This is a genomic window from Enterovirga sp. (assembly GCF_028290205.1).
Taxonomy (GTDB): domain Bacteria; phylum Pseudomonadota; class Alphaproteobacteria; order Rhizobiales; family Beijerinckiaceae; genus Enterovirga.
Window position 1 is genome coordinate 1 of record NZ_JAQGKF010000084.1, and the last position, 3,773, is coordinate 3,773.

The window sequence follows — 3,773 nt, forward strand, 5'->3', positions numbered from 1 at the left end:
GACCGCCCTTCCGTCGCGCCGCCTCGCAGAAGGCTATGAGCGGCTGCGCGACCGATCGGACGCCCTGCAGGGGCGCGAGGGTCGTCGGCCCCGCATCGTGCTGGCGCAGCTCGGCCCCGTCGCGGCTCACACGGCGCGGTCCACCTTCGCCCGCAACGCCTTCGAGGCGGTCGGCATCGAGGCCCTGCCCGTCCTGGCCGCGCCCGGTGGCGACGGCCTCGCGGCCGCCTTGCGGGAGGCCGGCACCGGCCTCGTCTGCCTGTGCTCCTCCGACGAGATCTATGCCGGCGAAGCCGAACCCGCTGCCCGGGCGCTCGCCGCGGCGGGTGCGGCCCGGATCTACCTCGCTGGCCGGCCCTCGCCGGACGACGAGGCGCGCTGGCGCGCGGCCGGGGTCACGGGCTTCGTGGGCGTCGGCTCCGACCTCCTGGTGTTGGGCGAGGACGCCCTCGCGGCGGGCGGGGCCTGACCTGGCAAGCCGGACACCTCGCCGTTGGACAGGCCGGGTGACCCGGCTTATCTCGAAAGGCGGATGAGCCGCCCCCGGCACAGCCGGCGCGCGCTCGTCCGTGGGAGCAAACATGAGCCGCATCCCCGATTTCGCATCGCTCGCCTTTGCGCCGACGGACATTCCTTCGCCGCCGGACGTCGCGACCGAGGCCTGGCTCACGCCGGAAGGGCTCGAGGTGCGGTCGAGCTATGGGCCGGCCGACCGCGCGGGCCTCGACTTCCTCGACACCTGGCCCGGCCTGCCGCCCTATCTGCGCGGCCCCTACCCGACCATGTACGTGAACCAGCCCTGGACCGTCCGCCAGTATGCGGGCTTCTCCACGGCGGAGGATTCCAACGCCTTCTACCGCCGCAACCTGCTGGCGGGGCAGAAGGGCCTCTCGGTCGCCTTCGATCTCGCCACGCATCGGGGCTACGATTCCGATCACCCGCGCGTCTCCGGCGACGTCGGCATGGCCGGGGTGGCCATCGATTCCATCTACGACATGCGGACGCTGTTCTCGGGCATCCCGCTCGACCAGATGTCCGTGTCGATGACCATGAACGGCGCCGTGCTGCCGGTGCTGGCGCTCTATGTCGTGGCGGCCGAGGAGCAGGGCGTCACGCCCGACAAGCTCGCCGGCACCATCCAGAACGACATCCTCAAGGAGTTCATGGTCCGCAACACCTACATCTACCCGCCCGCGGGCTCGATGCGGATCATCGGTGACATCTTCGCCTATACGGCGGCGAACATGCCGAAGTTCAACTCCATCTCGATCTCCGGCTACCACATGCAGGAAGCCGGGGCGACGCAGGATCTCGAGCTCGCCTATACGCTGGCGGACGGGGTCGAATACATCCGGGCGGGGCTCGCCGCCGGGCTGACCATCGACCAGTTCGCGCCGCGCCTGTCGTTCTTTTGGGCGATCGGCATGAACTTCTCCATGGAGGTGGCCAAGCTGCGCGCCGCCCGCCTCCTGTGGGCGAAGCTCGTCAAGGGTTTCGAGCCCAAGAGCGACAAGTCCTTGCCGCTGCGCACCCATTGTCAGACCTCGGGCTGGTCCCTCACCGCTCAGGATCCGTTCAACAACGTGGTCCGAACCTGCATCGAGGCCATGGCCGCGACCCAGGGCCATACGCAGTCGCTGCACACCAACGCCCTCGACGAGGCCCTGGCGCTGCCGACCGACTTCTCCGCCCGCATCGCCCGCAACACCCAGCTCTTTCTGCAGCAGGAGAGCGGCACCAGCCGCGTCATCGACCCGTGGGGCGGCTCCTACTACATCGAGCGGCTGACGGCCGAACTCGCCGGCAAGGCCTGGAGCCACATCCAGGAGGTCGAGCGGCTCGGCGGCATGGCCAAGGCCATTGAGGCCGGCATCCCGAAGCTCCGCATCGAGGAGGCGGCCGCCCGCACCCAGGCGCGCATCGATTCCGGCGCCCAGACGGTGGTCGGGGTGAACAAGTTCAAGCCCGTCGACGACCGCGAGCTGGACGTACTCAGGGTCGACAACTCGGCCGTGCGGGCCCTCCAAATCGACAAGCTCAAGCGCCTGCGCGGCGAACGGGACGAGAGCGCCGTCACGGTGGCGCTGGCCGGGTTGTCCGAAGCGGCCAGCGGTGGCGGCGGCAACCTCCTGGCCCTGGCGGTGGAGGCTGCCCGGGCCAAGGCGACGGTCGGCGAGATCTCGGACGCCCTGGAGCGTGTCTGGGGGCGGCACCGGGCCGAGATCAAGGCGATCTCCGGGGTCTACAAGCGGGAGGCGGGCGGCATGTCGCCGGCAGTGGAACGGGTGCGGCAGCAGGCCGAAGCCTTCGAGCAGGACGACGGGCGGCGACCCCGCATCCTGGTCGCCAAGATGGGCCAGGACGGTCACGACCGCGGCCAGAAGGTGATCGCCTCGGCCTTTGCCGACCTTGGATTCGACGTCGACATCGGGCCGCTCTTCGCCACCCCGGCCGAGGCCGCCCGGCAGGCGATCGAGAACGACGTCCACGTGGTCGGCGTGTCCTCGCTCGCGGCCGGGCACCTGACCCTCGTGCCCGAATTGCGGTCCGCCCTCGCCAGCTACGGGCGGGAGGACATCATGATCGTGGTCGGCGGCGTGGTGCCGCCCGGCGATTACGACGCCCTCTACCGGGCCGGCGCCGCGGCCATCTTTCCGCCCGGCACGGTGATTGCCGAGGCGGCCGAGCGGCTGCTGCAGGACCTGAATCGGCGGCTCGGCTACTCGGTGCACGAGGCCGCCGCCTAGAGCGCGCTCCGGCCGCTCAGCGCGGCTGTGCCCCTTTGGGCGGCGTGGGTCTGAGCCGGACATAGGTGCCGAGCTCCGGGTCGAAGCCCGGATGGTACCAGCGATCCGCCGCGAGACGGGCGCCCCAACGCCCGCGAAACCGCGCCACCTCGGCCTCGTGCCGGGCCAGGGCCTCGGGCGTCCAGTGCCGGCTCGCGGCCTCGCGGTGATGCAGCACGGCCTCGGGCACCATCAGCGTGCGCCAGCCGCCGTCGTCGAGACGGAGGCAGAGGTCGACGTCGTTGAAATCCACCGCGAACCGCTCGGCGTCGAAGCCGCCCACGGCGTGGAATTTCCGGGCCTCCACGACCAGGCAGGCGGCCGTCACGGCCGCGACCCGGTGCGTCCGGCGCAGCCGGTCGAGATGACCCGGCGCATGGCCCGGGAAGAAGCGGTGCGCGTGGGTCGCCATGCCGCCGCCGGTGCCGAGCACGATGCCGCCATGCTGGATGCGGCCGTCCGCGTCCACCAGCTTCGCCCCCACCGCCCCCACCTCCGGCCGCAGGGCCTCGGCCGCCATTCGCTGCAGCCAGTCCGGCCGGTACGCCTCGACATCGTTGTTGATGAAGCCGAGCAGCCCCTCCGACGCCTGCCGGGCCGCCGCGTTGTTCATGGCCGCGAAGTCGAACGGGCCGGGCCAGCGCAGGATGCGGGCCGCGCCGCTCGCCTCGATCTCGCGCAGATAGGCCAGCGTCGCCGGATCGCGGCTGTCGTTGTCCACGACCACGATGTCGAGCCGTGCCCAGTCGGTGCGGCCCCGCAAGCTGGTCAGGCAGGTGCGCAGCAGGTCGACCCGGTCACGCGTCGGCACGATCAACGTGGCGAGCGGGACCGGCTCCGGCAGCGGACGGCGGATGCGCACCATGCCGTCCGGGCAGGTCTCGAGGCGGGCTGCGAGGCCGGCCCGGCGCAGCGCCCGCCCGGCCATTTCGGCATGGGCGGCGGGCTCGGGCGCGACGGGGCCCTCCCGCCGGCCGAGGATGCGGG

At 71.7% G+C, this 3,773-nt stretch carries 2 protein-coding genes and 1 pseudogene; 2 read left to right on the top strand and 1 reads right to left on the bottom strand.

Annotation, left to right across the window (positions count from 1 at the left end):
- Positions 1-469, top strand: a pseudogene (locus JWR86_RS05665) (methylmalonyl-CoA mutase); the annotation flags it as partial.
- Positions 470-581: 112 nt separating this feature from the next.
- Positions 582-2,747, top strand: coding sequence for a methylmalonyl-CoA mutase (scpA, locus tag JWR86_RS05670; protein WP_299561958.1), 2,166 nt, complete (start codon positions 582-584; stop codon positions 2,745-2,747).
- A 16-nt stretch (positions 2,748-2,763) separates the two neighbouring features.
- Here the strand turns inward: scpA and JWR86_RS05675 are convergent.
- The coding region (locus JWR86_RS05675) for a glycosyltransferase (protein WP_299561961.1) at positions 2,764-3,773 on the bottom strand (1,010 nt) is incomplete at its 5' end.